21 protein-coding genes are annotated in these 25484 nt (G+C 73.1%); 9 read left to right on the forward strand and 12 right to left on the reverse strand.

Going from position 1 to position 25484, the window contains the following annotated elements; translation table 11 throughout:
- Positions 1 to 117: 117 nt before the first annotated feature.
- Positions 118 to 873 carry an ABC transporter ATP-binding protein gene (locus ACSNOC_RS18910; RefSeq protein ID WP_436748671.1) on the forward strand — a complete coding sequence of 252 codons (756 nt, stop codon included), beginning with the start codon at positions 118 to 120 and terminating at the stop codon, positions 871 to 873.
- Positions 870 to 1607: an ABC transporter permease gene (locus ACSNOC_RS18915; RefSeq protein WP_436748672.1), complete on the forward strand. Its 738-nt coding sequence runs from the start codon at positions 870 to 872 to the stop codon at positions 1605 to 1607. Before ACSNOC_RS18910 ends, ACSNOC_RS18915 begins: the two co-directional genes overlap by 4 nt.
- Here the strand turns inward: ACSNOC_RS18915 and ACSNOC_RS18920 are convergent.
- The 4 genes from ACSNOC_RS18920 to ACSNOC_RS18935 all read right to left on the reverse strand — a co-directional run bounded on the left by ACSNOC_RS18920 (position 1604) and on the right by ACSNOC_RS18935 (position 6743).
- Positions 1604 to 2236, reverse strand: coding sequence for a TerB family tellurite resistance protein (locus ACSNOC_RS18920; RefSeq protein ID WP_436748689.1), 633 nt, complete (start codon positions 2234 to 2236; stop codon positions 1604 to 1606). The two genes, ACSNOC_RS18915 and ACSNOC_RS18920, sit on opposite strands and share 4 nt — an antisense overlap.
- Before the next feature lie 122 nt (positions 2237 to 2358).
- Entirely contained in the window at positions 2359 to 4134 is a 1776-nt protein-coding gene (gene leuA / locus ACSNOC_RS18925) for a 2-isopropylmalate synthase (RefSeq protein WP_436748673.1), read from the reverse strand.
- 566 nt (positions 4135 to 4700) lie between these two features.
- On the reverse strand, positions 4701 to 5564 hold the full coding sequence (locus ACSNOC_RS18930; protein WP_436748674.1) for a hypothetical protein: 864 nt from the start codon (positions 5562 to 5564) through the stop codon (positions 4701 to 4703).
- Between the two features lie 9 nt (positions 5565 to 5573).
- On the reverse strand, positions 5574 to 6743 hold the full coding sequence (locus ACSNOC_RS18935; protein ID WP_436748675.1) for a PP2C family protein-serine/threonine phosphatase: 1170 nt from the start codon (positions 6741 to 6743) through the stop codon (positions 5574 to 5576).
- A gap of 76 nt (positions 6744 to 6819) precedes the next feature.
- Between ACSNOC_RS18935 and recO the strand changes: the two genes are divergently transcribed.
- Both recO and ACSNOC_RS18945 read left to right on the forward strand, forming a co-directional pair.
- The gene (gene recO, locus ACSNOC_RS18940) at positions 6820 to 7569 is read left to right on the forward strand and encodes a DNA repair protein RecO (RefSeq protein ID WP_436748676.1); all 750 of its coding nucleotides are present in this window, start codon (positions 6820 to 6822) and stop codon (positions 7567 to 7569) included.
- 49 nt (positions 7570 to 7618) lie between these two features.
- On the forward strand, positions 7619 to 8461 hold the full coding sequence (locus tag ACSNOC_RS18945; protein WP_436748677.1) for an isoprenyl transferase: 843 nt from the start codon (positions 7619 to 7621) through the stop codon (positions 8459 to 8461).
- Positions 8462 to 8486: 25 nt separating this feature from the next.
- Here the strand turns inward: ACSNOC_RS18945 and ACSNOC_RS18950 are convergent, their stop codons facing one another.
- Genes ACSNOC_RS18950 through ACSNOC_RS18965 form a run of 4 tightly spaced genes read right to left on the reverse strand, consistent with a single transcriptional unit; the run spans position 8487 to position 11697 of the window.
- Positions 8487 to 8915, reverse strand: coding sequence for a Fur family transcriptional regulator (locus tag ACSNOC_RS18950; RefSeq protein ID WP_436748678.1), 429 nt, complete (start codon positions 8913 to 8915; stop codon positions 8487 to 8489).
- A gap of 59 nt (positions 8916 to 8974) precedes the next feature.
- Complete coding sequence (locus ACSNOC_RS18955; protein ID WP_436748679.1) at positions 8975 to 9859, reverse strand: metal ABC transporter permease; 885 nt, start codon at positions 9857 to 9859, stop codon at positions 8975 to 8977.
- A 7-nt stretch (positions 9860 to 9866) separates the two neighbouring features.
- The gene (locus tag ACSNOC_RS18960) at positions 9867 to 10622 is read right to left on the reverse strand and encodes a metal ABC transporter ATP-binding protein (protein ID WP_436748680.1); all 756 of its coding nucleotides are present in this window, start codon (positions 10620 to 10622) and stop codon (positions 9867 to 9869) included.
- A gap of 34 nt (positions 10623 to 10656) precedes the next feature.
- Positions 10657 to 11697, reverse strand: a complete 1041-nt coding sequence (locus ACSNOC_RS18965; RefSeq protein WP_436748681.1) for a metal ABC transporter substrate-binding protein — start codon at positions 11695 to 11697, stop codon at positions 10657 to 10659.
- A gap of 195 nt (positions 11698 to 11892) precedes the next feature.
- On the opposite strand from ACSNOC_RS18965, the gene ACSNOC_RS18970 reads away from it, so the two are divergent.
- The gene (locus tag ACSNOC_RS18970; protein ID WP_436748682.1) at positions 11893 to 13275 is read left to right on the forward strand and encodes a glycine--tRNA ligase; all 1383 of its coding nucleotides are present in this window, start codon (positions 11893 to 11895) and stop codon (positions 13273 to 13275) included.
- Positions 13276 to 13323: 48 nt separating this feature from the next.
- Here ACSNOC_RS18970 and ACSNOC_RS18975 read toward each other — a convergent pair whose 3' ends face one another.
- Both ACSNOC_RS18975 and ACSNOC_RS18980 read right to left on the reverse strand, forming a co-directional pair.
- On the reverse strand, positions 13324 to 13917 hold the full coding sequence (locus ACSNOC_RS18975) for a Uma2 family endonuclease (RefSeq protein ID WP_436748683.1): 594 nt from the start codon (positions 13915 to 13917) through the stop codon (positions 13324 to 13326).
- Between the two features lie 80 nt (positions 13918 to 13997).
- Entirely contained in the window at positions 13998 to 15479 is a 1482-nt protein-coding gene (locus tag ACSNOC_RS18980) for an MFS transporter (RefSeq protein ID WP_436748684.1), read from the reverse strand.
- A 103-nt stretch (positions 15480 to 15582) separates the two neighbouring features.
- On the opposite strand from ACSNOC_RS18980, the gene ACSNOC_RS18985 reads away from it, so the two are divergent.
- Entirely contained in the window at positions 15583 to 16572 is a 990-nt protein-coding gene (locus tag ACSNOC_RS18985) for a helix-turn-helix transcriptional regulator (protein ID WP_436748685.1), read from the forward strand.
- Positions 16569 to 17723 (forward strand): tRNA dihydrouridine synthase DusB, encoded by a 1155-nt coding sequence (dusB, locus tag ACSNOC_RS18990; protein ID WP_436748686.1) that lies wholly within the window; start codon positions 16569 to 16571, stop codon positions 17721 to 17723. The genes ACSNOC_RS18985 and dusB overlap by 4 nt, the downstream gene beginning before the upstream one ends.
- 18 nt (positions 17724 to 17741) lie before the next feature.
- Here dusB and ACSNOC_RS18995 read toward each other — a convergent pair whose 3' ends face one another.
- On the reverse strand, positions 17742 to 19676 hold the full coding sequence (locus ACSNOC_RS18995; protein WP_436748690.1) for an amylo-alpha-1,6-glucosidase: 1935 nt from the start codon (positions 19674 to 19676) through the stop codon (positions 17742 to 17744).
- Positions 19676 to 21010, reverse strand: coding sequence for an MGH1-like glycoside hydrolase domain-containing protein (locus ACSNOC_RS19000; protein ID WP_436748687.1), 1335 nt, complete (start codon positions 21008 to 21010; stop codon positions 19676 to 19678). The genes ACSNOC_RS18995 and ACSNOC_RS19000 overlap by 1 nt, the downstream gene beginning before the upstream one ends.
- Positions 21011 to 21177: 167 nt before the next feature.
- On the opposite strand from ACSNOC_RS19000, the gene ACSNOC_RS19005 reads away from it, so the two are divergent.
- Together ACSNOC_RS19005 and ppdK are read left to right on the forward strand one after the other, a co-directional pair.
- Positions 21178 to 22377, forward strand: coding sequence for an ROK family transcriptional regulator (locus ACSNOC_RS19005; RefSeq protein ID WP_436748688.1), 1200 nt, complete (start codon positions 21178 to 21180; stop codon positions 22375 to 22377).
- Positions 22378 to 22746: 369 nt separating this feature from the next.
- Complete coding sequence (ppdK, locus tag ACSNOC_RS19010) at positions 22747 to 25404, forward strand: pyruvate, phosphate dikinase (protein ID WP_436748691.1); 2658 nt, start codon at positions 22747 to 22749, stop codon at positions 25402 to 25404.
- The last annotated feature ends 80 nt before the right edge of the window (positions 25405 to 25484 follow it).

A 25484-nucleotide genomic window follows, 5' to 3' on the forward strand; every position in this document is an offset into this window, starting at 1 on the left:
CCTCCCCGGTCCCGCCCCGGTCCCGCCCCGGCCCTGTTCCCGGCGCGCGGAATCACCCGGTATCGGGTGGAATGGGAGAGGACTGGCGGGAGAGGGACAAAAGGGGGTACCGGATCCATGGCCGACGAAGCGCGGGCGGCCGTGCTCGCGCGCGGGCTCCGCGTCGTGCGCGGCGGGAAAGAGGTACTGCGGGAGCTGGACTTCTCGGTGCCCGCGGGCAGTGTCACCGGGCTGCTCGGGCCCTCCGGCTGCGGCAAGACCACGCTGATGCGGGCCGTCGTCGGCGCGCAGGCGCGGGTCACCGGGACGCTGGAAGTTCTCGGGCGGCCGGCCGGGAGCCCGCCGCTGCGGCACCGGCTGGGATACGTGACGCAGGCGCCGTCCGTCTACGGCGACCTGACCGTCCGCCAGAACCTCGACTACTTCGCGGCGATCCTCGGCGTCGGCCGCTCCGACCGCCGCCGCCACATCGACTCCGCCCTGGCCGACGTCGACCTCGCCGCCGAGGAGGGGAGCCTCACCGCCGCCCTCTCCGGCGGCCAGCGCGCCCGCGTCTCCCTCGCCGTCGCGCTGCTCGGCACCCCCGAACTGCTCGTCCTCGACGAGCCGACCGTCGGCCTCGACCCGGTGCTGCGGCGCAGCCTGTGGGACCTCTTCCACCGCCTCGCCGCCGAACGCGGCACCACGCTGCTGATCTCCTCGCACGTCATGGACGAGGCCGACCGCTGCCACCGTCTGCTGCTGATGCGCGACGGCGCCCTCCTCGCCGAGGACACCCCCGACGCGCTGCGCGCGCGCACCGGCAGTGACACGATCGAGGAGGCGTTCCTGCGCCTCGTCGGGGAGACCGGACAGGAGCGACCCGCGCCGTGAACGCCGCCAGGACCCTCGCCACCGCCCGCCGCGTGCTGCGGCAGCTCGGCCACGACCCGCGCACCGTCGCCCTGCTGCTCGGCGTCCCGCTGCTGCTGCTCGTGCTGCTGCACTACGTCTTCGTGTCCGACCCGCGCCTCTTCGACCGCGTCGGCTCCTCGCTGCTGGGCATCTTTCCGATGATCACCATGTTCCTCGTCGCCTCGATCACCACCCTGCGCGAGCGCGCCTCCGGCACCCTCGAACGGCTGCTGACCATGCCCCTGGGCAAGGCCGACCTGCTCTTCGGCTACGCCCTCGCGCTCGGCGCGTTCGCCGTCCTCCAGGCCGGGCTGGCGACCGCGCTCGCCGTCTGGTTCCTCGACCTCGACATCGCCGGCTCGTCCTGGCTGCTGCTCGTCGCCGCGCTGCTCACCGCGCTGCTGGGCATCGCGCTCGGGCTGTTCGTCTCGGCGTTCGCCGCCACCGAGTTCCAGGCCGTGCAGTTCCTGCCCGCGCTGCTGATCCCGCAGATCCTGCTGTGCGGGCTGTTCACGCCGCGCGACACGATGCAGCCGGTCCTGGAGCACCTCTCCCACGCGCTGCCGATGTCGTACTCCGTGGACGCCATGACGGAGGTGCTCCGCGGCCACGGCGTCGCGGGCGACTTCCTGCGCGACGTGGTCGTCGTCGCCGCCGTCGGGCTCGGCATCCTCGGCCTCGGCGCGGTCACCCTGCGCCGCCGCACCGCCTAACGCGGCAGCGCCGCCGCCGCGAGCAGCCGTTCGGTGTCGGCCGGGGGCAGCCGCAGCGCCTCGCCGACCGCCGTCAGCATCTCCCGCTCCGCCGCCCCGTACGGACCGTCCGCCAGCGCGATGCGCGCCCCGCGCAGCAGCAGGCTCTCCCGGCCCGGCACCGCCAGGTGCGGCGTCAGCGCGGTCAGCGCCTCGCGGACCTCCCGGTCCAGCAGGGGCAGGTTCCGCACGTCCATCGCCGCCTGCAGGGTCAGTAAGCGCTCCTCGGTGCAGTCCGCGAACCCGGCCGCCCGCACCGACTCCACCGCCGCCCGGCGCGCGGCGAGGGCCCCGCTGCCCCCGGCGGCCAGCAGCGCGAGGGCGACGGTGTGCACGCCGTCCCGCAGCAGCGCCGACAACCGCGTGGTGGTCGGCTCGTCCAGGGCGGACAGCGGGAAACGCCCACGGCACGACACGCACTCCACGACCGGCTCCACCGCGCCGCGCGACAGCACCGGCAGCCCGAGCACGGTGAACCTGCGCCGCCCGCCGAGCCGCTGATAGCAGCGGTCCCCGCCGCAGGCGGCGCAGAAGAAATCACCGTCGTCGACCACCCGCCAGGCCGTCCGCGTCCCCGCCAGCCTGGCCATCCTGGAGCGCACCACGCCGTACCTCCGTTACCGTTCGGCAACCTTGCCGTGGGCGTGATGCTAACCACATGGGGCGGTCCGCGTCAGTAGGGCGTCGGCAAAACCGGTCGCGGACCCGGGGCCTACCGCGCCGGGCGCGTCGCCCGGTTGACGGCGGAGACGACCGCCTTCAGGGAGGCCCGCACGATGTTCGCGTCGATGCCGACGCCCCACAGCACCCGGTCACCGATCGCGCACTCGATGTATGCGGCGGCCTGCGACCCGGCGCCCTGGCCCATCGTGTGCTCCACGTAGTCCAGCAGCCGCACGTCCTCGTCCACGACCCCGGCCGCCGCCAGGGCGTCGAAGAACGCGGCCAGCGGCCCGTTGCCCGTGCCGGTGAGCACGGTGTCCAGGCCGTCCACCACCGCCTCGACGGTGAGGGCGTCGTGCCCGTCGCTGGTGGTCGACGTCTGCGCCTCGCGCAGCGCGATCCGGCCCCAGGCGGCGCCGGGCACCGGCAGGTACTCGTCCTGGAAGACGTCCCAGATCTGCGCCGGGGTGACCTCGCCGCCCTCGGCGTCCGTCTTCTCCTGGATGATCCGGGAGAACTCCACCTGCATCCGGCGCGGCAGGTCCAGCTTGTGGTCCGTCTTCAGCACGTACGCGACACCGCCCTTGCCGGACTGCGAGTTGACCCGGATCACCGCCTCGTAGGAGCGGCCGACGTCCTTGGGGTCGATCGGCAGATACGGCACGTCCCAGACCAGCTCGTCCACGGACACGCCCGCCCGCGCGGCCTCGTCGGCCATCGCCTCGAAGCCCTTCTTGATCGCGTCCTGGTGCGAGCCGGAGAACGCGGTGTAGACGAGGTCGCCCGCGTACGGGTGGCGCGGGTGCACCTCCATCTGGTTGCAGTACTCCCAGGTGCGGCGGATCTCGTCGATCCCGGAGAAGTCGATCCGCGGGTCGACGCCCTGCGAGAACAGGTTCATGCCCAGGGTCACCAGGTCGACGTTCCCGGTCCGCTCGCCCTGCCCGAACAGACAGCCCTCGACCCGGTCCGCGCCCGCCATCAGCGCCAGCTCGGCGGCGGCCACGGCCGTGCCCCGGTCGTTGTGGGGGTGGGTGGACAGGCACACGAACTCGCGCCGCGACAGGTTCCGCGACATCCACTCGAACCGGTCGGCGTGCGTGGACGGCGTGGAGCGCTCCACGGTGGCGGGCAGGTTGAGGATGATCTCGCGGCCGGGGCCGGGCTGCCAGACGTCCATGACGCCCTCGCAGACCTCCAGCGCGAAGTCCAGCTCGGTGTCCGTGAAGATCTCCGGGCTGTACTGGTACCCGAACACCGTCCGGTCGTCCAGCAGCTTCTCCGCGTACTCCATCACCAGCCGGGTGCCGTCCACCGCGATCTGCCGCACCTCGTCCCGGCCGCCCCGGAAGACGACGCGGCGGAACGAGGGCGCCGTCGCGTTGTAGAGGTGGACGGTGGCGCGGCGGGCGCCGGCCAGGGACTCGACGGTGCGCGCGATCAGCTCCTCGCGGGCCTGCGTCAGCACGGAGATCGTGACGTCCTCCGGGATCGCGTCCTCCTCGATGATGGAGCGCACGAAGTCGAAGTCGGTCTGGCCGGAGGACGGGAAGCCGACCTCGATCTCCTTGTAGCCCATGCGCACCAGCAGGTCGAACATGGCGCGCTTGCGGGCCGGGGACATCGGGTCGATCAGGGCCTGGTTGCCGTCCCTGAGGTCGGTGGACAGCCAGCGGGGGGCGGCGGTGATGCGGCGGCCGGGCCACGTCCGGTCGGGGATGTCCACGGCCTCGAACGGGCGGTACTTGTGGATCGGCATCCCGGAGGGCCGCTGGCGTACGGTGGCGGCGGTGACGGGAGTCGGCTTCCTGGCGGCGTTGCTCATGGTGCGGGGATCTCCTTGCGGTGCGCCCTGCGCGGGATCGCGGCGGAATGGGAAGGGCCGACGGCAGCGCCGAACTCCGCGGGGAGGGGGTCGGCCGTAGGTGTGACTACAGACCCTCGCCGCGGCGGCTAAGAAGAAGCATCCCGTAGCGCATCGCGGGACCAGCCTAACCCCGCCGACGCCGTGCACCTCCCGCGTATCAGCATGCGAGACATACGCCACACCGACCGCCTCCGGCGAGAGGCGCGGTGCCGGGCGCTTCGGCCGCCTCCCGCCCCGGGCGCGCGTGGCGGGGCCGGCGCCTGCCGTGGGCGCTGATCGTTCCATGCGCGCAGCGCCTCACGACGACGGGGAGCGCGGACACGCTGAGCTCACCCCTGGGCCCGGTCGGCGTGCGGACCCGACTCCCCCGTTTCCGTGCGTCGGGGCCGCTGCGCCGACGGAAACGGCGCGGCTCCTAGGGTGTGGCCCGCACCCTCCACCGCGCACTGTTCTTCGCCTCCCGCCGCGCCCGCGTCCGGGTTTTCCGCAACGGCAGGACAGCGCCGTTCACGTGACCCGGACACTCACAGCTGCGCCAGCGTCCGCATCAGTCCCACGTCCGTGGAGAGCAGCCGGCCCGGCAGCTGTTCCGGGCGGGTGTCGGGGACGGTGACCCGCACGCCCTCGCCGCCGGTCAGCCGTTCGACCTCGGCGTCCTCGTACGTGTCCGGGTGGTTCCCGATCGTCTCCCGCAGCAAGCCGGCGGCCTCGTCCGCCGTTTCCGCGTCGGACGTCAGCACGCACAGCACCGTCCACGTCTCGTCCTCCGACTCCGCCCCGTGCCCGTACGCGTACAGCGGGACCGCCGCGTTCTCCTCGCCCTGGATGAAGTCCGCGCGGTAGACGCTCCCCAGACAGTCCGTCACTTCGGCGTAGTCGAGGGAGTCGGCCACGGACTCGCCCTCCTCCAGCCGGGCCGGGCTGAAGTCCTCGTCGCCCCACACGATCCGGTCGCCGGAGACCTGGAAAGTCCGTCCGGCCTCCTCGCTCCGCCAGATCCCTTGCTCCTCCTCGAACCCCTGGTCCGCCAGGTCGCCTTCGACGTCGTCCACGTCGAAGCGGCCCACCCAGTACCCGTAGTGGTCGGTGAAGCCCACCGTCACGGCCGCCTCCGCGCCGTCCGGGTCGGGGACGTAGCCGTCCGCCGGGAGGGGGGTGCCCAAGTCCGCGACGAACGCGAAGCGTTCGGGGTCCTCGTCCACCAGCTCCCGCGCCCGCTCCGCGTCCACGTACGTGATCCCGTCCGGCGGCAGGATCGTGAACCGCACCTGCGCCAGCACCCCGGGCAGCTCCGCGTCCGCACCCGCGGTGCCCAGGCACCCCGTCGTGGTCAGCAGGACGGAGAGCGCCGCACACGCGCCGGCGGCCGGCAGGGACCTCCTCGACATGGACGGAGCCTAATTCCCCCCGGCCTCCTCCGGCACCCGCCCCCCGGCCGTCCGCCGCACCGCCAGGATCGCCGTGTCGTCCGCGAGCCTGCCGCGCGTGTGCCGCAGCACCGCCTCCTCCACCCGCGCCACCACCGCGTCGGGCGCCGGGTCGCCGCCCCGCGCCAGGTGCTCGGACAGGCGCAGGAACACGCCGTCCGGGTCGCGGGCCTCGGTGACGCCGTCGGTGACCAGCAGCAGGGTCTCGTCGGCGGCGAACGGCACCCGCACCACGGGCGGCAGGCTCCCGGTCAGCGTGGTCAGGCCCAGTGGCGGCCCGTTGCCCTCGGGGAGGTCCCGCACCCCGGCCGGGCCGACGGCCAGCGGGCCGGCGTGGCCGAAGTTGACCATGTCCACCGCGCCCGTGTCCCGCTCCGGGAACCCGACGAGCACGGCCGTCGCGAACCGCTCGTCGGTCTGGCCCAGGGCCGCGGTGTAGGCGTTGTGCCGGCGCATCCGGCTGTCCAGGCGCTGGGCCACCGCGGCGAGGTCCGCCTCGTAGTACGCGGCCTCGCGGAACGCGCCCAGCAGCGCCGCCGCCGCGTCCACCGCCGAGGTGCCCTTGCCCTGCACGTCGCCGAGGAGCACCCGCGCGCCGTGCGGCGACGGCTGGACGTCGAAGAAGTCGCCGCCGACGCGGGTGGCGATGTCCGCCGTCAGATAGGTGCTCGCGGAGTCCAGCCCGCCCGACCCGGGCGGGATCGGGCGGATCACCGCCAGCCGGATGGCCTCGGCGGCGTCCTCCACGCGCGTCAGCAGGCCCTGGGCACGGACCCGCAGCCAGCAGGCCAGGACGGCGAGCAGCCCGCCCGCCACCACCAGGAGGAAGTCGGCCGGGCCCTCCTGGTAGTCGTACTCCCAGGCGTTGTCGAGCACCGCGTAGGTGAGGGCGCAGGCCACGGCGAACAGCGCGGTGGCCGGCACCCCGCACAGCGCGCCCGCGATGCCCGGGACCAGCACGATCCAGGTGACGATCCGGAAGTCGCCGGAGGTGTTCCAGTCGCCCGCCGCGATGGCCACCAGCACCGCGGCGGGCAGCAGCCAGGAGACGTTCCAGCGGCCGACGCGCAGCACCGGCTCGGTGGGGAACAGCAGGCTGCGGCGCCGCCCGGGAGGCCGGGGCGTCGCACGGGGGTCCACGCGTCCACCTTCGGGGACCGGCGCGGGACCCGCCCGGCGGGGGTGGGCCGTTCGGGGCATGGGCCAGAATGGCGGCATGAGTCTGTTCCGCGACGACGGCATCGTGCTGCGCACCCAGAAGCTGGGCGAAGCGGACCGGATCATCACGCTGCTCACGCGCGGGCACGGCCGGGTGCGGGCGGTGGCGCGCGGGGTGCGGCGGACGAAGTCGAAGTTCGGGGCGCGCCTGGAGCCGTTCTCCCACGTCGACGTGCAGTTCTTCGCGCGGGGCAGCGCGCTGGTCGGGCGCGGGCTGCCGCTGTGCACGCAGACCGAGACGATCGCGCCCTACGGCCGGCACATCGTGGACGACTACGGCCGCTACACGGCGGGCACGGCGATGCTGGAGACGGCGGAGCGGTTCACCGACCACGAGGGCGAGCCGAACGTCCAGCAGTACCTGCTGCTGATCGGGGCGCTGCGGACGCTGGCCTCGGGGGCGCACGCACCGGGGCTCGTGCTGGACGCGTTCCTGCTGCGGTCGCTCGCGGTCGGCGGCTACGCCCCGAGCTTCGAGGACTGCGCCCGGTGCGGGCTGCCGGGGCCCAACCGGTTCTTCTCGCTGGCCGCGGGCGGCGCCGTGTGCGGCGACTGCCGGGTGCCGGGCAGCGTCGTGCCGTCCCCCGAGGCGCTGCGGCTGCTGGGCGCGCTGCTGACCGGCGACTGGGAGACGGCCGACGGCGCCGAGGCCCGGCACGTCCGGGAGGGCAGCGGGCTGGTCTCCGCGTATCTGCACTGGCATCTGGAGCGCGGGCTGCGGTCCTTGAGGTTCGTCGAGAAGGGCTGACCGGGATACCCTCGGCGGCGAGACCGCACTGACCTTACGGAGTTCCCCTATGGCCCCCCGCGGAATGCTGTCGTCCCGGCAGCGTCGCGAGTACCGCGCCCCCGATCCGCACCCCTCCGGCGCCCGTCCGCCCAAGCTGCCGGGCGAGCTCGTCCCCCGGCACGTGGCGCTCGTCATGGACGGCAACGGCCGGTGGGCCAAGGAGCGCGGACTGCCCCGCACCGAGGGGCACAAGCGGGGCGAGGCCGTGGTCCTGGAGGTGGTCAAGGGCTGCCTGGAGATCGGCGTGAAGAACCTCTCGCTCTACGCCTTCTCCACGGAGAACTGGAAGCGGTCCCCGGACGAGGTGCGCTTCCTGATGGGCTTCAACCGGGACGTCATCGACCGCCGCACCGACGAGCTGGACGCGATGGGCGTGCGCGTGCGGTGGGCCGGGCGGGAGCCGAAGCTGTGGAAGTCGGTGGTCCACAAGCTCCAGGCCGCCGAGGAACGCACCCGGGACAACGACGCGATGACGCTGTACATGTGCGTCAACTACGGCGGGCGCGCGGAGATCGCGGACGCGGCGGCGCGGCTGGCCGAGGACGTGCGGGCGGGGCGGATATCGCCGGAGAAGGTCAACGAGAAGACGTTCTCCCGGTACCTGTACTTCGCGGACATGCCGGACGTCGACCTTTTCCTGCGCCCCTCGGGGGAGCAGCGCACCTCCAACTACCTGATCTGGCAGAGCGCCTACGCCGAGATGGTCTTCCAGGACGTCCTGTGGCCGGACTTCGACCGCCGCCACCTGTGGGACGCCTGCGCGCAGTACGCCGCCCGCGACCGCCGCTTCGGCGGCGCGGTGCCCAACGAGGTGGCCCGGCCGGACCGGACGGACGCGCCCGCCGAGTGACCTGCCATGTGGCCCGCGGCGCGGCTCAGCCGCGCCGTCCGCCGGGGCAGCCGGCGCAGTCGCCGCAGGTGCCGAAGATCTCCACGGTGTGGTCGACGTCCACGAAGCCGTACTCGGTGGCGATGGCGTCGGCCCACTTCTCGACGACGGGCCCGGCCACCTCTACCGCCTTGCCGCAGGAGCGGCAGACCAGGTGGTGGTGGTGCTCCCCGGTGCTGCACCGGCGATAGACGGCCTCGCCGTCGCTGGTGCGCAGGACGTCCACCTCGCCCGCGTCGGCGAGGGACTGGAGCGTGCGGTAGACGGTCGTCAGGCCGACCGAGTCGCCGCGGTGCTTGAGCATGTCGTGCAGCTCCTGCGCGCTGCGGAACTCGTCCACCTCGGCGAGCGCCGCCGCGACCGCCGCGCGCTGGCGCGTCGACCGGCCGCGCACCGGCGGTTCTGCCGTCCCCACGACTGGGCCTCCTTGCGTCTGCCGTCCCTGCCTCGCCAGGGTAGCCGCTTTCCGCGCGGTCACGGACGGGCGGCCAGGGCGGGCTTGTGGCCCGGGCGTTCGGCCCCGGCCCCGGTGGCGGCGCGGCGGGCCCGGTGCCGGGCGAGCGGCAGGGCGAGCAGGGAGATCAGCACGAACAGGCCGAGCGCGAAGAGCACGATCGTGGCGCCGGGCGGGACGTCGGCGTGGAACGAGGTGACCGTGCCGGAGACCGCGACCAGCACGCCGATGGCCACGGCCAGCGCCAGCGTCATCGCGAAGCCGCGGGTCGCCTGCTGGGCCGCTACCACCGGGATCACCATCAGGGCGCTCACCAGCAGCAGGCCGACGACCCGCATGGCGACGGTGACGGTGGCCGCCGCGGTGACGGCCAGCATCAGGTTCAGCGCGCGCACCGGCAGGCCGGTGACGCGGGCGAACTCCTCGTCCTGGCAGACCGCGAAGAGCTGGCGCCGCAGGCCGAGCGAGACCAGCAGCACGAACGCCGAGAGCCAGGAGATCGCGGTGATGTCGGCGGGGGAGACGGTGGTGACCGAGCCCCAGAGGTAGGACGTCAGGTTCGCCGTGGAGCCGCCGGGCGCCAGGTTGATGATCATCACGCCGCCCGCCATGCCGCCGTAGAACAGCATGGCCAGGGCGATGTCGCCGCGCGCCCGGCCCGAGGAGCGCAGCAGCTCCATGGCGACCGCGCCGACGGCGGAGACGGCGACCGCCATCCACACCGGGTTGGCGTTCAGCAGGAAGCCGAGGGCCACGCCGGTCAGGGCGACGTGCCCGATGCCGTCGCCCATCAGGGCCTGGCGGCGCTGCACGAGGTAGATCCCGACGGCCGGGGCGGCGATCCCGATCAGCAGCGCGGCCAGCAGGGCCCGCTGCATGAACGGGTAGTCCAGGACTTCGAACATCACGGCATCACAGAATCCCGGTCTGGAGGGACGGCTCGGCGGACGGTTCGAGGGCGTCCGCCGGGTGGCAGGCGTGGCTCTCGGGAAGCTGCGCCGGGTGGTCGACCGTGCGCTCCACCCGGCCGTGGGAGAGGATCACCGCCCGGTCGATCAGCGGCTCCAGCGGACCCAGCTCGTGCAGCACGAGCAGCACGGCCACACCCGCGTCGAGCTGCGCCCGGAGCGTGCCGGCCAGGACCCGCTGGCTGGCCAGGTCGACCCCGGCCAGCGGCTCGTCCATGATCAGCAGGTCCGGCTCGCCGGTCAGCGCGCGGGCGATCAGCACCCGCTGGTGCTGGCCGCCGGACAGGGCGCCGACGGAGTCCCCGGCGCGGTCCGCGAGCCCGACCAGCCCCAGGGCGCGGTCCACGGCCGCCCGGTCGGCGCGGCGGAGCGGGAGCAGCCCGCGGCGGGCGAGACGCCCCGCGGAGACGACCTCGCGGACGGTGGCGGGCACGCCGCCGGCCGCGGTCGAGCGCTGCGGGACGTACCCGACGCGGGCCCAGTCCCGGAAGCGGCGCACGGGGGTGCCGAACAGGGCCAGCTCACCGCCGGTGACCGGGACCTGACCGACCGCGGTCCGCACCGCCGTCGACTTCCCCGAGCCGTTGGCGCCCAGCAGCGCCACCGCCTCGCCCGGGCGCACGACCAGGTCGACGCCGCGCAGCACGGGGCGTCCGCCCAGCTCGGCGGTGACTCCGGTCAGCGATATGACGGGCTCCATGTCGGTGCTTCCTTTCCGCGGCCCCCGGTGTCGGTCAGGCCGCCCCCAGGGCCTCGCGGAGGGCCTGGAGGTTCGCGCGCATCACCTCGAAGTAGTCAGCGCCCGGGGAGTCGTCGGTGATTCCCTCCACCGGGTCCAGGACCGCGGTCTCCAGGCCCAGGTCACCGGCGAGGGTGCGCGCGGTCTCGTCGCTGACCAGGGTCTCGAAGAACACGGTGGTCACGTTGTCATCCTCCGCGACCTCCTGCAGTTCGCGCATCCTGGCGGCGGACGGCTCGGACTCGGGGTCCAGGCCGGCGATGGACTCCTCGTGCAGGCCGTAGCGGGCCGCGAGGTAGCCGAAGGCGGCGTGCGTGGTGATGAACGTGTCGGTCTCGGTCGTCGCCAGGCCCTCGGCGAATTCCTGGTCCAGGGCGGTCAGCTCGTCGGTGAGGCGCGTGGTGTTCCGCTCGTAGTCGGCGGCGTGGTCCGGGTCGGCCTCGGCCAGGGCGGCACCGACGCCCTCGGCGACCTCCGCGTACTTCAGCGGGTCCAGCCAGATGTGCGGGTCGAGGCCGTCCTCGCCGTGGTCGTGGCCCTCGTGCCCGGCTTCCTCCTCGGCGTGGCCCTCTTCCTCGGCGTGGCCCTCTTCCTCGGCGTGGCCCTCCTCCGCGTGCTCCTCCTCGCCGTGGGCCTCCAACTCGGTGAACGAGGTGGCCTCCACGACCTGCTCCGCGCCGGACTGCTCGACGGCCTCGTCCACGGCGGGCTGGAACCCGGCCTGGTAGACGACGAGATCGGCCTCGGTGAGGCGGGCCGTCTGGCGCGGGCCGATGTCCAGATCGTGCGGCTCGGTGCCCGGCTCGGTGAGGGTCTCGACCGAGACGTGCTCCCCGCCGATCCGCTCGACGAGGAATTCCAGGGGGTAGAACGACGCGACCACGTCCAGCCGCCCGTCCGCCGCGCCGTCCCCGCCGTCCCCGGAGCCGCAGCCGGTCAGGGCGAGCGTGCCCAGGACGGCGGCCCCGGCGGTGAGGGCGGTGGCGGATATTCGGGCGCGGGAACGGGCGCTGCGTCTTGCGGTCATGACAGCCATTTTCAAGTCAACTGGAAATCATTGTCAAATGGGTCAGCAGTGCTTGCTCGAAGATGTGACCGAAGAGTTGCCCGGGCCCGGCGGGGCGGGCGGTGAGGGGCCCGGCGGATTCCCGCTCACCGATTTGCTGCGGCCCCCTGCGACGCCGGTAACCTTCAGGCATTCCGTCTGGTCCTTCGTCCCGAAGAGAGCACCGTGGCCGCCGACAAGATCGACACTATCGTCAGCCTCAGCAAGCGCCGTGGCTTCGTCTACCCCAGCAGCGAGATCTACGGCGGGCAGCGTGCCGCCTGGGACTACGGACCGCTGGGCGTGGAGCTGAAGGAGAACGTCAAGCGCCAGTGGTGGCGGGCCATGGTCACGTCGCGCGACGACGTTGTGGGGATCGACTCGTCGGTGATCCTGGCCACCGAGGTCTGGGAGGCCTCCGGCCACGTCGCCACGTTCACCGACCCGCTCACCGAATGCACCTCGTGCCACAAGCGGTACCGCGTGGACCACCTGGAGGAGGCGTACGAGGAGAAGCACGGGCACCCCCCGGTCAACGGGCTGGCCGACATCAACTGTGCCAACTGCGGCAACAAGGGCGGCTTCACCGAGCCCAAGCAGTTCTCCGGGCTGCTCTCGACCCACCTCGGCCCGACCCAGGACACTGGCTCGGTGGCCTATCTGCGCCCCGAGACCGCGCAGGGCATCTTCACCAACTTCGCACAGGTGCAGCAGACGTCGCGCCGCAAGCCGCCGTTCGGCATCGCGCAGATGGGCAAGTCCTTCCGGAACGAGATCACTCCGGGCAACTTCATCTTCCGCACCCGCGAGTTCGAGCAGATGGAGATGGAGTTCTTCGTCAAGCCGGGCGAGGACGAGCAGTGGCACGGGTACTGGATGGAGCAGCGCTGGAACTGGTACCGGGACCTCGGCATGACCGAGACCAACATCCGGTGGTTCGAGCACCCGAAGGAGAAGCTGTCCCACTATTCCAAGCGCACGGTCGACATCGAGTACCGCTTCAACTTCGCGGGCTCGGAGTGGGGCGAGCTGGAGGGCATCGCCAACCGCACCGACTACGACCTCAACGCGCACTCCAAGGCGTCGGGCCAGGACCTGAGCTACTTCGACCAGGAGGCCGGCGAGCGCTGGACACCGTTCGTCATCGAGCCGGCGGCCGGTGTCGGCCGCACCATGCTGGCGTTCATGCTCGACGCCTACCGTGAGGACGAGGCGCCCAACGCCAAGGGCAAGATGGAGAAGCGCGCGGTCCTCGGCCTCGACCCCCGGCTGGCCCCGGTCAAGGTCGCCGTGCTCCCGCTCTCGCGGAACCCGCAGCTCTCGCCCAAGGCCCGCGACCTGGCCACGGCGCTGCGCAGGAACTGGAACATCGAGTTCGACGACGCGGGCGCCATCGGCCGCCGCTACCGCCGCCAGGACGAGATCGGCACGCCGTTCTGCGTGACGATCGACTTCGACACCCTGGACGACAACGCGGTCACCGTGCGCGAGCGCGACTCGATGAAGCAGGAGCGGGTCTCCCTGGATCAGATCGAGTCGTACCTGGCCGCCCGCCTGGTCGGCTGCTGACCCCCTGATCGCCACCGGGTCCGGCCCCCACGGGGGCCGGACCGCGGCTCAGCTCTCCCAGCCCGAGGTGTCCAGCTCGCAGTCGAACGGCGCCGGGATGTGGACCGTCTTGCCGAACGGAATCCTCGTGTGGGCCTGGTACCCCTTCTCCTCGTCCGGCTGCGAGAACACGGTGACGCCCGATTCCAGCATGTCCACGAGGACGTACACCGGGACGCCCGCCTTTCCGTACACCTCGACCTTGTCGGCGCGGTCGACATCGGCCGTGGACTCGGAGGTCAGCTCCGCCACCAGGGCCAGCGCCTCTCCCGGCAGGTGGGTGCTGCGGATGTGCGTGGCCCCGGCGTCCGCCACATGGACATCCGGGCCATAGGCCCGGCCGCGCCCCGGAAAGACGTACAGACAGGGAGCCTGGCTCACCCGGTGCCCATCGGGCACATGGGGCCGGAGCTGATCCGTCAGGGAATCCATGATGGACAAATAGAAACCCTGTGACCACGGCGTCATGCGAATGCCCCCCCTGATGATTTCCGCCCGGTAGCCCTCGGGCACCTCCATCCTGTCCAGCACCCGGCGGAGCTCTTCGAACTCGGCCGGGCCGGCGGGGATCCTTATCGTCGGTCGCTCCATCATCACGGTCATGATGCGCCTCCTTCGGCGACTCTTCCAGTGCACGGCCAGTGTAGGAGTCGCTACTGACAGCCACCCCGGCCGTCAGCCGCTCATCCGTCCGCCCCCCTCGGCAGCCGCAGGCTCAGGGCCGCCGTCAGGGCCACCGCCGCGAGCTGCGCGGTCAGCGTCACGGCCAGTGCCTCCCGCATGCCCCAGGACGCCTCCACCGCCAGGAACAGCGCCCCGAGCAGCGCCACCCCCAGCGCCATGGCCGACTGCTGGGCCGTCGCCATCACCCCCGCGCCCACCCCGGCCCGCTCGGGCGGCACGTCCGCGAGCACCAGCCGCATCAGCACCGGCATCTGCAGGCCCTGTCCGAAGCCCGCCACGGCCAGGCCCGGCGCCAGGTCCAGCGGGCTCAGGCCGGACCAGCCCCGCAGCACGGCCGGGACCAGCGCGGCGATGCCGATCACCTGCACCGCGCCCCCGGCCGTGACCACCCGGGCGCCGTGCCGGGCGGTCAGCCGCGGCCCGGCCAGCGAGGCGGCGAAGAACGCGACGGCGTACGGCACCAGCGCGGTGCCCGCCCGCACCGGGCCGTACTCCAGGCCGCTCTGGAACGCGACGGCCATCACGAACATGAAGCCGCCGAACCCGGCGACGCCCAGCATCAGCAGCGGCAGCGCCCGCCGCATGCCCGGCAGCCGCAGCAGCTCCGGCGGCACCAGCGGCACCGTGCCGGGCCCGCGCTCCGCGCGCCGCTCCACGGCGAAGAACGCCCAGGCCGTCACCGGGAAGAGGCCGAGCAGCACCCACGTCCACCCCGGCCACCCGGCCGCCCGGCCCTCGGTCAGCGGCACCATCAGCGTCACCAGGGAGACGGCCAGCAGCGCCGTGCCCGGCACGTCGACCGGCGCCGGGCGGGCGGCCCGGGTCTCGGGTATCGTCCGCGCCACCAGCGCCAGGCCGACCGCCACGGCCGGCACGTTCACCAGGAACACCGAGCGCCAGCCGGTGCCCGCGATGTCGGCGGCGACCATGACCCCGCCGAGGATCTGGCCGGCGACCATCGCCAGCCCGGCGGTCGCGCCGTACAGGCCGACCGCCCTCGCCCGGTGGCGCCCGGCCGTGGCCGACTGGATCGTCGCCAGCACCTGCGGCTGCATCAGCGCGGCCGAGGCGCCCTGCGCGACGCGCGCCGCCACCAGCGACCAGGCGTCGGGCGCCAGCCCGCACGCCAGCGAGGTCAGGCCGAACGCGGTGAGCCCGACGAGGAAGAGCCTGCGGCGGCCGAACATGTCGCCGAGCCGGCCGCCGAGGACCAGCAGCACGGCGTAGGCGACGCCGTACCCCGCGACGACCAGCTCCAGCAGGGCGGGTCCCGCGCGCAGGTCGCGGTCGATGGTGGGCAGGGCGACGTTGACGATGAAGAAGTCGATGAGGGGGAGGGCGGCGCCGAACAGGACCGTGAAGAGACCCAGCGGGCCGAGCGACCCGCCGCCCCCGGGCCCGTCGGCGGGCCGTCGCGGCGCGGGAACGGCCGCCGGGACCGGGCCCGCGGCCGGGGAAGTCGTGGCAGAGGAGTCAGTCACGCCTGCCACGCTGCGCCCCCGGCGGAGCCTGGTACCAGAGTGTCCTTGTCCTGGTACAACGGCTACCTGGAAACCGTCCGCACGACAGGGGCACTCTGGAGGGATGACAACCGTGGAGGAACCGCGGCGGACCGCCCCCGGCCCGCGTCCGGCCGACGAGGGAAGCATGCGCCGCGGCGAGCTGGCCGCGTTCCTGCGCAGCCGGCGGGAGCGCATCACGCCCGAGCGGGTCGGCCTGTCCCGGGGCCGCAGGCGGCGCACGCCGGGCCTGCGCCGCGAGGAGGTCGCGCACCTGTCGAACGTCGGCGTCACCTGGTACACGTGGCTGGAGCAGGCGCGTGACATCCAGGTCTCGGCGGGCGTGCTCGACGCGATCGCGCGGACCCTGCTCCTCGACGCCAACGAGCGGGCGCACCTGTTCACCCTCGCCGGGGTCACCGACCCGACGCCCGGCGCCGAGTCCACCGGTGTGTCCGCCGCGCTGCGCGAGGTGCTGCGGCAGCTGGAGCCGATCCCCGCCTGCGTGCAGAACAGCCGGTACGACATCCTCGCCTACAACCGCGTCTACGCCCATCTGCTCTGCGACCTCGACAGCGTCCCGCCGGAGAACCGCAACTGCATGCTGCTGGCCTTCACCGACCCCGCCTGGGGCGCGGCGCTGGTGGACCGCGAGGAGACCATCCGCCTGATGACCGCCAACTACCGGGCGTTCATGGCCGAGCACATCGCCGAGCCCGCCTGGAAGCACCTGCTGAAGCGGCTCCAGCGGGAGTCCGCCGAGTTCCGCGAGCTGTGGGAGCGCCACGAGGTCGTCCGCTCCCACCCCACCAAGCCCAAGCGCTTCCGCAACCCGCGCGTCGGCCTGCTGTACCTGGACGGCGCCCGGCTGTGGCTCGGCCCCCAGCACGGCGCCCGGCTGGTGGCCTACACACCCGCCGACGAGGAGTCCCGGGAACGGCTGGAGCGGCTGCACGCGCTGATCCGCGCGGCCGACCGGGAAGCGGGCGCGGACGGGGGCGGAGAACCGGGGGGAGAATGGAAGACCGTGCCGCACCCGTCGTCCCCGACCGAGCCCGTGAAGGACCGCCCATGACCCAGCCGCTGCAGATCGGCCCGCACACGGTCGACCCGCCGGTGGTCCTCGCGCCGATGGCCGGGATCACCAACGCGCCGTTCCGCACGCTGTGCCGGGAGTTCAGCGGGGGCCGCGGCCTGTTCGTCAGCGAGATGATCACCACCCGGGCGCTGGTCGAGCGGAACGACAAGACCATGCGGCTGATCCACTTCGACGCCGTCGAGAAGCCCCGGTCCGTGCAGCTCTACGGCGTCGATCCGGAGACGGTCGGCCGCGCCGTCCGCATGATCGCGGACGAGGACCTGGCCGACCACATCGACCTGAACTTCGGCTGCCCGGTCCCCAAGGTGACCCGGCGCGGCGGCGGCTCCGCCCTGCCGTACAAGCGGCCCCTGCTGCGCGCCATCCTGCGCCAGGCCGTGCGGAACGCGGGCGGGCTGCCGGTGACGATGAAGATGCGCAAGGGCATCGACGACGACCACCTGACGTACCTCGACGCGGGCCGGACCGCGGTCGGGGAGGGCGTGACGGCCATCGCCCTGCACGGCCGCACCGCCGCGCAGCACTACGGCGGCCAGGCCGACTGGTCGGCGATCGCCCGGCTGAAGGAGGCCGTCCCGGAGATCCCGGTGCTGGGGAACGGGGACATCTGGTCGGCGGACGACGCGCTGCGCATGGTCCGCGAGACCGGCTGCGACGGCGTGGTCGTCGGGCGCGGCTGCCTGGGGCGGCCGTGGCTGTTCGCGGACCTGGTCGCCGCGTTCGACGGCGGGGGCGGCGCCGGGACCGGCGCCGAGGCGTACGCGCGGCCGTCGCTGCGCGAGGTCGCGGACGTGATGCTGCGGCACGCCGCGCTGCTCGGGGAGTGGCTGGGCGACGAGGCGCGCGGCGTCATCGACTTCCGCAAGCATGTCGCCTGGTACACCAAGGGCTTCCCGGTCGGCTCCGAGACGCGGGGACGGCTGGCCGTCGCCGCGTCCCTGGACGAGCTGGCGGCGCTGCTGGCGGAGCTGGACCTCGACCAGCCCTGGCCGGCGGGCGCCGACGGGCCGCGCGGCCGGACCTCCGGCAAGAGCCGGGTGGTCCTGCCGGACGGCTGGCTGGCCGACCCGTACGACGCGTCGGCCGCCGTGGGGTGCGAGGCCGAGCAGGACACCTCGGGCGGCTGACGCCCCGGCCGGCGGGCGTCAGCCGCCCGGGGCGTCCTCCCCGGCCGCGGCCACGGCCGTCAGCAGGGCGAACGGCGAGGCCGCCGACCACGCCTGGGGGGAACAGGCGTGCGGGTAGGGGACCGGGTCCGGGTGGTCGGCGCGCGCGTAGCCCGCGATGACCTCCGGCATCCGGTAGTCGTGCCGGGCGGCCATGTCGAGGATGCCGCGTGCCAGCGCCCGCGCCTGGTCGTGCAGGCCGTACCGGGCCAGGCCGAGGGCGGCGATCGCGCTGTCGTGCGGCCAGACGCTGCCCCGGTGGTACGACAGCGGGTGGTACGCCTCCTGGCCCGCCGCCAGGGTCCTGATGCCCCAGCCGGAGAAGAACTCGGCGGACAGCAGCCGCTCGGCCACCGCCTCGCCGTGGTCCTGGGTGAGGATGCCGGTCCACAGCAGGTGGCCCGCGTCGGAGCCGAGCGCGTCCGCGCGGCGGCCGTCGCCGTCCAGGGCCAGCGCCGGGAAGTCGTGCTCGCGCAGCCAGAAGTCCGCGCGGAAGCGCTGCCGCAGCCGGTGGGCCGCGTCCTCCAGGCGGTCCGCGTACGACGCGTCGCCCCACGCGGTGCGGGCCAGCCGGGCGGTGCGGCGCAGCGCGTCGTAGGCGTACCCCTGGGCGGCGGCGGCCCGGATCACGCCCTTGGCCGGGGTGCCGTCGGCGAAGCAGATCGCGCCCGCCGAGTCCTTCCAGCTCTGGTTGGCCAGGCCGCCGGCGTCCGCCCGGTACAGCAGGTAGCCGTGCTCGCGCAGCCCGCCGTACTCGAACATCCAGTCCACGGCGGCCCGCGCGTTGCGCTCCAGGCGGTGGGCGAGCTTGTCGTCGGCGGTCGCCTCGGCGTGCGCGCCCAGCAGCATCAGGAAGAGCGGGGTGCTGTCGACGGACCCGAAGTACCGGCCGTAGGGGACCTGCCGGAAGTACGCCAGCTCGCCGTGGCGCAGCTCGTGGACGATCTTGCCGGGCTGCGCGATCCGGTCGGCGTCCTCGGCCGTCGCCTGGGTGGCGGCCAGGGCCAGCAGGGTGGCGGCGGCCAGCTCCGGGCGGCTGGAGAGCGTGAACAGGGACGTGATCAGGGCGTGCCGGCCCAGCAGCGTCAGGAACCACGGCACGCCCGCGGCCGGGACCCGCAGCGCCTCGCCGTCCGGCCCGGTGGCCGCGACGCGCAGCACGGACAGGTCGGCGGAGCCCTGGGCGCAGGCCCGTGCCAGCTCCGGCCAGCCGGGCGGGACCTCGGTCTCGGCGACGGCGTCGGCCGGGAAGACGTCGGCGGCCCCGGCGGCCTGCGGCTCGGGCGCGCCGTTGGGGTGGGCCTCGACGCGCAGCGTCAGCTCGGCGGAGCCGTGCGGCGGCAGGTCGAGCAGCCAGCACAGGCGCCGCGCGCCGCTGCCGGTCTCCTCCACCGCGTCGGGGGCGGGCCGGGCGGTGACCACGGTCCGCGCGGACCACTCGCGGCGCCGGTACCCGAACTCGACACCGTCCGGCAGGGAGGCGCGGGTGCGGACCGCGTGCGGTTTGTCGTACCAGCGGTGGTCCCAGCGCAGCTCGAACTGGTCGGCGAAGTCGGCGTTGACGGTGAGCGCGACCAGGGCGCTGGAGGCGTCCCCCCGGTTGCTGCTGAGGCGGATCCGCTCGGTCAGGGCGCCGTCGCTCACGGTCTGCTCGCGGAACACCGTCAGCGCGGGGGCCTCGGCGCGCGAGCCGCGCGGGGTCAGCACGGCGGTGGCCGAGGAGCCGGTGGTGGTGGCGGGCACCAGCACCGTCGGGGTGGAGCCGTCGACGGTGAGCTGCCAGCGGCTGATGTGCCGGGCGTCACGGGCGAACAGGCCCAGCGGGTGGGAGCCGCGCTCGTCGGTGATGTCACCGGACGGGCCGACCGCGACGAAGGTGCCGTCCCGGACGAGCAGGCAGTGGGTCGTCGCGATCAACACGCCACCTCCGCGATGAGGTCGATGGTGAGAGCGGCCGTCCAGCTGAAGTCGCGGGTGCCGCGGGCCTCGCCGGTGAACGGGTCGACGTACTCGGCGAAGCCGGACGTCGTGGCGGCCCGCAGCATGGTGGCGCGCAGGGCGTCGGCCCGGCGCCGCGCGCCGTGCCGCCGCAGGCCGCGCTCCAGCAGCCAGTTGACGTTGAACCAGGCGGGACCCCGCCAGTACCGCGCGGGGTCGAACGCGCAGCCGGTCAGGTCGTAGCTCGGCACCAGGCGGGTGGCGGAGCCGAGGCCGAAGTGCTCGCCGGCGGCCGTGCTCAGCAGGCTGTCGACGATGTCGCCGGGCAGGCCGGGGAGGATCAGCGGGAGCAGCCCGGCGGCGCTGCGCTCCGCGATCGGCTCGCCGGTGATCACGTCCTGGCACAGGAACATGCCGGCCTCCGGGTTCCACAGGCGCTTCAGCAGCGTCGTGGTGAGCTGCTCGGCACGCACCTGGTGGTCGGAGGGGTCCTCGCCGAGGGCCGTGGCGATCTCGGCCAGGGCGTGCTCGGAGGCGATCAGCAGGGCGTTGAGCCCGGGGTCCTCGACGGCGAAGAGGTGCCGGGCGGCGTCGTCCTGGTACCCGAGGTCGCGGTAGTGCGCGGCGAGCCGCACATAGCGGCCGTAGTCCAGGTCGGTGGGCCGGTCGGACGGGCAGCCGTGGTCGAGGTCGGCGCGGTGGAACGTGCCGGTCGCGGCCGGCTCGACGCGGGAGAGGGGCGGGTCCCAGCACGGACTGTTGTCCATGCCGGACTCCCAGGGGTGCACGATGGACGCCAGGCCCCGGCCGCCGAGGTCGCGGCTGTCGGTCAGGTACCGCTGCCAGGCCATGAGGCGCGGGTAGACGCGGCGCAGGAAGCCCCGGCGCGCGGAGGCGGCGGGGTCGGCCTGGTGCACCAGCCACGCGGCGAGGGCGTGGATGGGCGGCTGGACGATGCCGGAGGTCTCGATGGCCGCGGGCGCGCCCGCCTTGCTTCCGGCGGACGAGGAGCGCCAGAAGTCGGGACTGGGGAAGTATGCCGTCAGGGGGACGTCGGGGTTGAAGACGATGTGCGGGATGCGCCCGTCCGACCACTGGGCGTCGAGCAGGGTCTCCAGCTCGAGCTGCGCCCGGAACGCCGAGAGGTGGCGCAGTCCGATGGCGATGAAGCCCGAGTCCCAGCTCCACTGGTGGGGGTACAGCGTGCGGGAGGGGACCGTGGAGGAACCCACCCAGTTGCCGGAGAGAACACTGCGTGCGCTGTTGTATGCGATCGATGCGGGTCTTGATGGCTGATCAGCGCGATCCACGTGGGCTCCGATAGGACGGCGGCTTTGCCACTGCCATGCGGCATCGCCGTTTGTTTTGTCGAAGGTACCGTAGAGTTACGTCTACTTAACACGCAAAAGTACCCCTGTAATATCGACTTCACAAGCTAAAGGGGGAGGGAAAAATCACCCCGGCCGGGAAGGCAGGCATGAACCAGGCGAGCGCGGGGCACCTGTTGTGGCTGATCCGCAGCGGGCAGGCCACCACGCGCGGCGAGCTCCAGCGGATCACCGGGCTGTCCCGGTCGACCGTGGGGCACCGCCTCGATCAGCTCTTCCGGGCGGGGTGGATCCGGGAGACGGCGGCCGATCCGGTGGAGGTGCCGACCGTGGGGCGGCCGGCGCTGCGGCTGGAGTTCGACGCCTCGCACGCGGTGGTGCTCTGCGCCGACCTGGAGACCCGGCACGCGCGCGCCGCCGTCCTCGACCTGGGCGGCACCGTGCTGGCCGAGCACTCCGGATCGCTGATCATCAACCAGGGCCCCGGCGAGGTGCTGGACCGGCTGGCGCAGTGGTTCGGGATGCTGCTCGACAAGGCGGCGGTGCCCGCCTCCTCGGTCTGCGGCATCGGTCTGTCGGTGCCGGGGCCGGTGGACGCGGTCTCCGGGCAGGTGGTGCAGCCGCCGATCATGCCGGGCTGGGACCGGTATCCGGTGCCCGAGCGCATGCGCCGGGCGTTCGCCGCTCATGTGAGCGGGGCGGGCGGGGAGATACCGGTGCTGGTGGAGAACGACGCCAACCTGATGGCGTACGCGGAGCAGCGCCGGGGCTTCCCGGAGTGCTCCGCGTTTCTGTTGATCAAGGTGTCCACCGGCATCGGCGCCGGGGTGGTGGTCGGCGGCGAGATGTACCGGGGGATCGACGGGGCGGCGGGTGACATCGGTCACATCCGGCTGAGCGGCTATCCGCACGCGCTGTGCCGCTGCGGGTCCTACGGCTGTCTCGCCGCCGTCGCCAGCGGGCGGGCGCTGGCCGAGCAGCTGACGGCGGCCGGGGTGCCGACGACCTCGGGGTCCGGGGTGCGGGACCAGCTCTCCATCGGCCAGCCCGACGCGCTGCGGCTGGCGCGGGACGCGGGGCGGCTGGTGGGGGAGGTGCTGGCGACGGTGGTGACGCTGCTCAATCCCGGGGTGCTGATGATCGCCGGGGACCTGGCCGGGCCGCCGTTCCTGACCGGCGTGCGGGAGCTGCTGTACCAGCGGGCGATGCCCCGCACGACGGCCTATCTCCAGGTCGTCACCTCCCGACTCGGTGACCGGGCGGGGCTGATCGGGGCCGCGGCGATGGTCGTGGAGTCGCTGTACGCGCCGGACCGGGCCGATTCGCGGCTGAACGGTCTGGCGGCCTGAGCCCCCTTTTCTCCTTTTTCTTCCCTTTCTCCCTTCAGGAGCCGAACGCGGGTGCGCGGGGGGCCGCCCGCGAGGGGTGGCCCGCGGTGCCACCCGTTTGTGGGGCGTGGATGCTGGGGTATTGAGGGCTCTAAGGCCGTCCGGCGGGTTCTGAATGGCACTCAGTGCCGATGCGTTTCATGAGCTTTCTTGGCCTCTTGTCCCTTTTGCGGGCGTGATGCCCCTCACGTATGAAGACGCGGACGCTCAGATGAGCAAATGGCGGGGTAACCTCCCGCTGTCAGGGCAGCCGTTCACGAGGAGTCGAGTCCCGTGCCGGAGACGCAAACCACGTCCCTTATCCAGCAGCCGATAGCCGCCACGGAGCCGATGGTGAAGTACGTCTACGACTTCACCGAGGGTCACAAGGACCTCAAGGACCTCCTGGGCGGCAAAGGCGCCAACCTCGCCGAGATGACCAGGCTCGGCCTGCCCGTTCCCCCGGGCTTCACCATCACCACCGACGCGTGTCGGGAGTACCTGCGCACCGGGGCCGAACCGGCTTCCCTGCGCGACGAGGTGAGTGCGCACCTCGCCGCGCTGGAGAAGCGCATGGGCAAGCAGCTCGGCCGGGGTGCCGACCCGCTGCTGGTGTCCGTGCGCTCCGGCGCCAAGTTCTCCATGCCGGGCATGATGGACACCGTCCTCAACATCGGCCTCACGGACGCCTCGGTGACCGCGCTCGCCGAGCAGGCGGGCGACGAGCGCTTCGCCTGGGACTCCTACCGGCGGCTCATCCAGATGTTCGGCAAGACCGTGCTGGGCATCGACGGCGACCTCTTCGAGGACCGCCTGGAGGAGATGCGCAAAACCGCCGGCGTGGCCACCGACGTCGAGCTGACCGCGGGCGAACTCCAGAAGCTCGTCACGCAGTTCAAGGACATCGTGCGCGACGCCACCGGCCGCGACTTCCCCCAGGACCCGCGCGAGCAGATGGACCTCGCGATCCACGCGGTCTTCGACTCGTGGAACGGCGACCGCGCGCGGCTCTACCGCCGTCAGGAGCGCATCGCGCACGACCTGGGCACGGCCGTCAACGTCTGCTCCATGGTCTTCGGCAACCTGGGCCCCGACTCCGGCACCGGCGTCGCGTTCACCCGCGACCCCGCCTCGGGCCACCAGGGCGTCTACGGCGACTACTTGCAGAACGCCCAGGGCGAGGACGTGGTGGCGGGCATCCGCAACACCGTGCCCCTGTCCGAGCTGGAGCGCCTGGACCCCGCCTCCTACGCCGAGTTGATGCGGATCATGGAGGTGCTGGAGACCCACTACAAGGACCTGTGCGACATCGAGTTCACGATCGAGCGCGGCAAGCTGTGGATGCTCCAGACCCGGGTCGGCAAGCGCACGGCGGCGGCGGCGTTCCGCATCGCCACGCAGCTCGTCGACCAGGGCCTGATCGACGAGACCGAGGCGCTGCGCCGGGTCACCGGCGGGCAGTTGGCGCACCTGATGTTCCCGCGCTTCGACGCGGACGCGAAGGCCGAGCACCTCGTGACCGGCATCGCCGCCTCGCCGGGTGCCGCGGTCGGCGCGGCCGTCTTCGACTCCGCGACCGCCGTGGCCAGGGCCGCGGCCGGCGAACGGGTCATCCTGGTGCGGCGCGAGACCAACCCGGACGACCTGGACGGCATGATCGCCGCGCAGGGCATCCTCACCTCCCGGGGCGGCAAGACCTCGCACGCGGCCGTCGTCGCCCGCGGCATGGGCAAGACCTGTGTCTGCGGCGCCGAGGACCTGCGCGTCGACGCCGGGCGGCGCGAACTCACCACCGCCGACGGCACGGTGATCCGCGAGGGCGAGCTGCTGTCCATCGACGGCACCACCGGCAAGGTCTACCGGGGCGAGGTCCCGGTCGTTCCCTCGCCGGTGATGGAGTACTTCGAGGGCACCGCGAGCCCGGACGCCGACGAGCTGGTCGCGGCCGTGCACCGCCTGATGAACGTGGCGGACGGCGCGCGGCGGATGGCCGTGCGGGCCAACGCCGACACCGCCGAGGACGCCGCCCGAGCCCGCCGGTTCGGCGCGCAGGGCATCGGCCTGTGCCGCACCGAGCACATGTTCCTGGGCGAACGCCGCGAGCTGGTCGAGCGGTTGATCCTCGCGGAGTCCGACGACGACCGGGAGGCCGCGCTGGCGTCCCTGCTGCCGCTGCAGAAGGGCGACTTCCTCGACCTCTTCGAGGCGATGGACGGACTGCCGGTCACGGTGCGGCTGCTGGACCCGCCGCTGCACGAGTTCCTTCCCGACCTCACCGAGCTGTCGGTGCGGGTCGCCCTGGAGAAGGACGAGAAGGACATCAAGCTGCTGTCCGCCGTGCGCAGGCTGCACGAGCAGAACCCGATGCTGGGACTGCGCGGCGTACGCCTCGGCCTCGTCGTACCCGGCCTGTTCATCATGCAGGTGCGGGCGATCGCCGAGGCCGCGGCCGAGCGCCGGCTCGCGGGCGGCACGCCGCTGCCGGAGATCATGATCCCGCTGGTGGGCACCGTCCAGGAGCTGGAGATCGTCCGCGACGAGGCCGAGGGGGTCGTGGCGGAGGTCGAGCGCCAGCACGGCGTCGAACTCGGCATCCCCATCGGCACGATGATCGAGCTCCCCCGGGCGGCCCTGACGGCCGGTCAGATAGCCGAGAGCGCCGACTTCTTCTCCTTCGGCACCAACGACCTGACCCAGACCGTCTGGGGATTCTCCCGCGACGACGTGGAAGCGAGCTTCTTCACCACGTACTTGGAGAAGGGCATCTTCGGGGTCTCTCCGTTCGAGACCATCGACGCCGATGGCGTCGGCTCCCTGGTCCGGGCTGCCGCGACCGCAGGCCGGGCGACCCGCCCCGACCTCAAGCTCGGCGTCTGCGGCGAGCACGGCGGCGACCCGGAGTCGGTGCACTTCTTCCATGGGGTGGGCCTGGACTACGTGTCCTGCTCACCGTTCCGTATCCCCATCGCCCGGCTGGAAGCCGGCCGGGCGGCAACGGCGGCTTCCTGACCGCCGCCGGGGACCGCTGACGGCTCTCCCCGCTCCCCGGAAACCCTCACCGGCGGAGAGCCCCGGCGGCGGTCAGGAAG

The sequence above is a fragment of the Streptomyces sp. URMC 129 genome (genome assembly GCF_051386415.1).
In the GTDB taxonomy this organism is placed as follows: domain Bacteria; phylum Actinomycetota; class Actinomycetes; order Streptomycetales; family Streptomycetaceae; genus Streptomyces.

Coding starts and splice junctions, on each gene's coding strand:
- ACSNOC_RS18955 (WP_436748679.1), bottom strand. CDS start 9,859: ATGTTCGAAGTCCTGGACTACCCGTTCATGCAGCGGGCCCTGCTGGCC.
- ACSNOC_RS18930 (WP_436748674.1), bottom strand. CDS start 5,564: ATGTCGAGGAGGTCCCTGCCGGCCGCCGGCGCGTGTGCGGCGCTCTCC.
- leuA (WP_436748673.1), bottom strand. CDS start 4,134: ATGAGCAACGCCGCCAGGAAGCCGACTCCCGTCACCGCCGCCACCGTA.
- ACSNOC_RS18910 (WP_436748671.1), top strand. CDS start 118: ATGGCCGACGAAGCGCGGGCGGCCGTGCTCGCGCGCGGGCTCCGCGTC.
- recO (WP_436748676.1), top strand. CDS start 6,820: ATGAGTCTGTTCCGCGACGACGGCATCGTGCTGCGCACCCAGAAGCTG.
- ppdK (WP_436748691.1), top strand. CDS start 22,747: ATGGTGAAGTACGTCTACGACTTCACCGAGGGTCACAAGGACCTCAAG.
- ACSNOC_RS18960 (WP_436748680.1), bottom strand. CDS start 10,622: ATGGAGCCCGTCATATCGCTGACCGGAGTCACCGCCGAGCTGGGCGGA.
- ACSNOC_RS18985 (WP_436748685.1), top strand. CDS start 15,583: ATGACAACCGTGGAGGAACCGCGGCGGACCGCCCCCGGCCCGCGTCCG.
- ACSNOC_RS18920 (WP_436748689.1), bottom strand. CDS start 2,236: ATGGCCAGGCTGGCGGGGACGCGGACGGCCTGGCGGGTGGTCGACGAC.
- dusB (WP_436748686.1), top strand. CDS start 16,569: ATGACCCAGCCGCTGCAGATCGGCCCGCACACGGTCGACCCGCCGGTG.
- ACSNOC_RS19005 (WP_436748688.1), top strand. CDS start 21,178: ATGAACCAGGCGAGCGCGGGGCACCTGTTGTGGCTGATCCGCAGCGGG.
- ACSNOC_RS18975 (WP_436748683.1), bottom strand. CDS start 13,917: ATGACCGTGATGATGGAGCGACCGACGATAAGGATCCCCGCCGGCCCG.
- ACSNOC_RS18945 (WP_436748677.1), top strand. CDS start 7,619: ATGGCCCCCCGCGGAATGCTGTCGTCCCGGCAGCGTCGCGAGTACCGC.
- ACSNOC_RS18965 (WP_436748681.1), bottom strand. CDS start 11,697: ATGGCTGTCATGACCGCAAGACGCAGCGCCCGTTCCCGCGCCCGAATA.